This is a genomic window from Sulfurovum sp. bin170 (genome assembly GCF_010892395.1).
GTDB lineage: Bacteria > Campylobacterota > Campylobacteria > Campylobacterales > Sulfurovaceae > UBA1140.
In genome coordinates this window covers 1-5,050 of record NZ_JAACKB010000267.1, presented here as the reverse complement: position 1 = coordinate 5,050, position 5,050 = coordinate 1, and the positions used below count along the sequence as shown (strand labels likewise).

The 5,050-nt window shown below is 35.4% G+C and carries 6 protein-coding genes; all 6 read right to left on the bottom strand.

Going from position 1 to position 5,050, the window contains the following annotated elements; genetic code table 11:
• The coding region (locus GSY74_RS06280) for a hypothetical protein (protein ID WP_164664248.1) at positions 1-249 on the bottom strand (249 nt) is incomplete at its 3' end.
• Positions 242-1,276: a rod shape-determining protein gene (locus GSY74_RS06275; protein WP_164664247.1), complete on the bottom strand. Its 1,035-nt coding sequence runs from the start codon at positions 1,274-1,276 to the stop codon at positions 242-244. The genes GSY74_RS06280 and GSY74_RS06275, both read right to left, overlap by 8 nt.
• Positions 1,277-1,294: 18 nt before the next feature.
• On the bottom strand, positions 1,295-2,512 hold the full coding sequence (gene clpX / locus GSY74_RS06270; protein WP_164664246.1) for an ATP-dependent Clp protease ATP-binding subunit ClpX: 1,218 nt from the start codon (positions 2,510-2,512) through the stop codon (positions 1,295-1,297).
• Positions 2,505-3,296, bottom strand: a complete 792-nt coding sequence (gene lpxA / locus GSY74_RS06265; RefSeq protein ID WP_164664245.1) for an acyl-ACP--UDP-N-acetylglucosamine O-acyltransferase — start codon at positions 3,294-3,296, stop codon at positions 2,505-2,507. The genes clpX and lpxA overlap by 8 nt, the downstream gene beginning before the upstream one ends.
• A gap of 8 nt (positions 3,297-3,304) precedes the next feature.
• Positions 3,305-3,754 carry a 3-hydroxyacyl-ACP dehydratase FabZ gene (gene fabZ, locus GSY74_RS06260; RefSeq protein WP_164664244.1) on the bottom strand — a complete coding sequence of 150 codons (450 nt, stop codon included), beginning with the start codon at positions 3,752-3,754 and terminating at the stop codon, positions 3,305-3,307.
• 59 nt (positions 3,755-3,813) lie between these two features.
• Positions 3,814-4,893: an epoxyqueuosine reductase QueH gene (locus GSY74_RS06255; protein WP_164664249.1), complete on the bottom strand. Its 1,080-nt coding sequence runs from the start codon at positions 4,891-4,893 to the stop codon at positions 3,814-3,816.
• Between the last annotated feature and the right edge of the window lie 157 nt (positions 4,894-5,050).

Here is a 5,050-nt window from a genome sequence, read left to right as displayed (position 1 = left end):
ATTTATTGTTATTTTCTGATTATAGAGATATTTTCTTAGAAGTATATTCTCTTTTTTGAGTTCATCTATAGAGTCTGCCTGTTTTGTATATCTCTCCCATGTACTATTGACTTGGTTAGTGATATTTAGATACCACTCTTTTATAGGGAGTGTAACAAGAGAAAATCTCTCTTGAAATCTCTCCTCCTTTTGAAAAAGAAAAAGAGAAGCCAAAGAGAGCAGTATAACAAAAATTAGCTTTTTATTCATCATAGGCTGTGTGTTGTAGTAGGTCTATCTCTTCTAGTGCTTTACCAGTACCATTTGCAACAGCTAGTAGAGGGTCTTCACAGACATAAACAGGAAGCTTTACTATGTTTGATAGGTATTTATCTAGACCTTTAATCAATGCACCACCACCTGTAAGAACAATACCATTCTCAACAATATCACCTGCTAAATCTGGTGGAGTATCCTCTAACACTAGTTTGAGTGCTTCACCAATCTCTTTGATTGGTCCTTTCATCGCCTCTCTCATATGCTCAGAGGTAATCTCTACAGCCGTAAGCAGTCCTGTTACTTGGTCACGACCCTTTACATTTGTATGAAGCTCCTCTTCAAGTTGAATAGCTGTACCGATTTTTATCTTTATCTCTTCAGCTACTCTATCACCAATAAGTAGGTTAAAGTTCTTTTTCATATAGTCGATAATCGATTTGTCTAACATATCACCAGCAACTCTAATCGATTTACTCTGAACCAGTCCACCAAGTGAAGTGACACCAATCTCTGTTGTTCCTCCACCAATATCAACGACCAAGTTTCCATTAGGCTCTTTTACAGGAAGTCCTGCACCAATAGCGGCCGCCATTGGCTCCTCTATGAGGTATACCTCTCTAGCTCCTGCAGACATAGCTGACTCTTTGACAGCTTTTCTCTCAACTTGTGTTAGACCAAAAGGAACACAGATAATGATTCTAGGTGAGAATAGACCTTTTCTGTTGTGAACTTTTTCTATAAAATAACGAATCATCATCTCTGTAACATTAAAGTCAGCGATAACACCATCTCTCATAGGTCTGATAGCTTTGATGTTCCCTGGCGTTTTACCTACCATATCTTTTGCCTCTTGACCCACTGCTAGAATATCTTCTCTACCATGTCTGTCGTACTGAATTGCAACAACTGATGGTTCATTAATTACAATTCCTCTACCTTTAACCAAAACTAGTGTATTTGCTGTTCCTAAATCGATTGCTAAATCGTTAGAAAACATACCTAAAATCTTTTTTAACATCTACTTATCTCCTTTTCCCTATGCTGATTTTGAATTTTTTATATATATCGGTTTGACACTACTGTTATCAATAACATCCTCTGTAACAACAATCTCATACCCCTCTAGCTCTGGAAGCTCATACATTATATCAAGTAATGCCTCTTCCATGATTGAGCGAAGTCCTCTGGCTCCCGTTTTACGATTGATAGCTTTTCGTGCAATAGCTTTTAGTGCATCATCATCAAATGATAGTATAGCATTATCTATCTCAAATAACTTTTGATACTGTTTAACAATTGAGTTTTTAGGCTCAACTAAAATTCGTATCATATCATCTAACATTATTGGTTCTAAAGTTGCCGTAACATGAAGTCGTCCAATCAGTTCAGGGATAATCCCAAATTGAACTAAATCACTTGACTCTATAAGGTGCATTACAGACTCATTCTCTATGTTACTCCGTTTTGTCTGACCAAAACCAAGCTGATTGGCTCCCAATCGTTTTCGTATAATCTCCTCTATACCATCAAATGCACCACCACAGATAAAGAGAATATTAGCTGTATCAATCTGTAAAAAATCTTGATTTGGATGTTTTCTTCCACCTTTTGGTGGGATATTTACAACTGAACCTTCGATAATTTTTAGAAGTGCCTGTTGCACTCCTTCTCCAGATACATCTCTAGTAATAGAGCGATTTTCACCCATTCGTGCTATCTTATCCATCTCATCAATGAAGATAATTCCTCTTTGAGCCTTCTCTACATCACCATCTGCTGCTTGAAGTAGTTTGGTGAGAATATTTTCAACATCTTCACCTACATACCCAGCTTCTGTCAGGTTAGTAGCATCAGAGATAGCGATAGGCACATCTAAAAATCGTGCAATTGTCTGTGCCAAAAGTGTTTTACCAGAGCCAGTAGGTCCAATGAGTAGGATATTTGATTTATCTATATGGGTAGCACTCTTTGTACTATTTTTAAAAATTCTCTTGTAATGGTTATAGACGGCAACTGCCAATGTCTTTTTTGCACCCTCTTGACCTATAACATAATCGTCTAACATTCTGTGAATCTCTTTTGGGATTAGAAGTGTTGTTGTCTCATTATCTACTGCTTTACTCTCATTTTCTCCAAAAAGAATTTTATAGGCAGATGTTACACAGTTTGAACATATATACGCACTGTTTCCTGCTATAAACGGATTATTATCTTTCTCTGTAGTACTACAAAAACTACACCTTTTTTTAGCCATTAATATTTTTCCTTATAAATGGAATGCCCCGTTTTGATCTGGTGACAAACTCTAATAAATTTTTTACTATTTCTGAATTTTTCTCTTGCAGTAGTCTATCTACGCTCTCTTTGAGTGGTTTCCCACTCTCAAATAGTTCTCTATATACTACTTTTAATCTATTTATATTAACTCTCTCTATATGTCTTCGTAGCCCAGTTAGATTTAGCCCTCTAAGGGTCGCTCTATTTCCCTCTGCTAGACAGTATGGTGGAACATCTTGGCTCAAAGCACTAGCTCCTGCAACCATCGCAAAGTCACCGATATGAACAAACTGATGAACTGGTGTAAAACCACCAATAACCACATTGTTACCCAACTCTACATGACCTGCAAGAGTAGCTCCATTTGCCAAGATGCATCTATTACCTATGATAACATCATGCCCTAGATGAACATAACCCATAAGAAGATTATCGTTACCAATTTTAGTAACACTACCACCACCCTTTGTCCCTGGGTTTAGAAGTGTAAACTCTCTAATCTTATTGTTATCACCAATAATAAGCTCAACCTCTTCACCATTAAATTTTAGATCTTGTGGAATAGACCCTATTACGGCATGAGAGAATATATGGTTACCAGAACCTATAGTTGTTTTACCATCTATAATAGTATGCGCATCAATGATAGTATTGTCACCAATAATGGCTTCTGAAGAGATGATAACAGAAGGTCCAATTGTTACATTATCGCCAATCTTAGCACCATCTTCAATAATAGCTGTTGGATGAATATTAGACATACAGAGACCTACTTATCGACAATCATAGCTTTTAGTTCAGCTTGAGCTACAAGTTTACCATCAACAAAAGCTTTAGCATCTAGTTGCCAGATTGCTCCTCTATGTTTAATAACATTTAGCTTATATATTAACTGGTCACCAGGAGTTACAGGTGCTCTAAATTTACACTTGTCAATACTCATAAAATAGACAACTTTATTTTTAATATCTGCTTGTTCATCTTTACTATAACTTTGAAATGCAAGTATTCCACCTGCCTGTGCCATACCTTCAACAATCATTACACCTGGATAGATAGGATGCCCTGGAAAGTGTCCTTGGAAAACTGGTTCAGAGATAGATACATTTTTGTACCCCTCTATACTCTTATTGGGTTCCATATCTGTTACACGATCAAGCAATAAAAATGGGTATCTATGGGGTAAAATTTCTTGAATTTCAACTACATCAAATTTCACTAATTTAGCCTTTGGAGAAAAATTTAACTAATTTTATCTAAAATTTGCTAAAATAGTTATCAAATTTCATATATAACCTCTTTGACATCTTCATAAATATGGCTTTTAAGAAAAACTTCAACTTTTTTCGTTGGAATATGTTCAGTAACTATAATTGTAGATAAGTCATAATTATTAGTTATAAGAATTTTGCGTAATTTAAGCTCTGTATTGAAGCTCGGCGGATTGAAACTTAACTGCATTATAGTTTCATAATTTGTCTCTAATAAGAGGTTATATCTATCTAGTGAAATAAACTTAATTTCATCTCGATTCAAATAGTGGAGGTTCTCTATAGAGTAGTCAATACGCCCTCTACTATACTCACTTCTAATAGTAGAGTAGGGTAGAAAATGAGCAGGGATGGTCTCCTTTTGAACTCTCAATTGTCCAAACTCCATTCGCCAGTTAAGAAATCTCTCTTTAACTACTCTATACTTTATATTATCCTCTTCATATCCCATCCGTTTTTCATAAAGTTCAATCCTCTCTTCTATAGACTCTGGTTGTATCTGTTTTGAGATAGGAGAAAAAAGCTCATCGGCTAGTTTTTGTTGTTCTTCTCTTTGCATGGTGAGTCCAAAGAGACAGCCACAGTAGTCTTGTCGATAGAGTCTATCCTCTTTTGCCATAATATTCTGCTCTTGTGTTCCAGAGGCTTTACGAAAATCAGGAGCTAAAAATGATATGCCATACTTATCAGCAAGTATATCACCTGTTTGTTGAAGCTGTTTTAGTGATTTTTTTGGACTAGTAAGCAGAGTAGAGGTAAATGTCTTCTCCTTCAACTCTTTAGCCTTCTTCGCTGTAACCTCAAATCGTCTATCAAAACAGATAGCACATCTAGCACCCTTTTCAGGCTCCTTTTCCAAACCACGAACAGCCTCTAACCAGTTGTTAGTATCATACTCACCCTCTATAAGCTCAATACCAAGCATTTTGCATGAGCGTTTAACATCAAGTAGTCGTAGGTAGTATTCGCTATAGGGATGTATATTTGGGTCATAAAAAAAACCAATAAACTTCTCTTTGGGATAGCTCTCTTGTAGTTTTTGTAAAAAATAGTGGCTATCTACAGCACAGCAGATATGTATTAGAATAGTGAAGTCCTTAAAGTTTTAGATTTCATAAATTATACACTCTATATATAAATCAAACATTAACCACTATTAGAAAAAAATATATGTAATTTATTTTAATTAAAAATAGTTAATTTTTTTTAGATAAAAATCATTTTTTAAAATTTTTATCTAAATT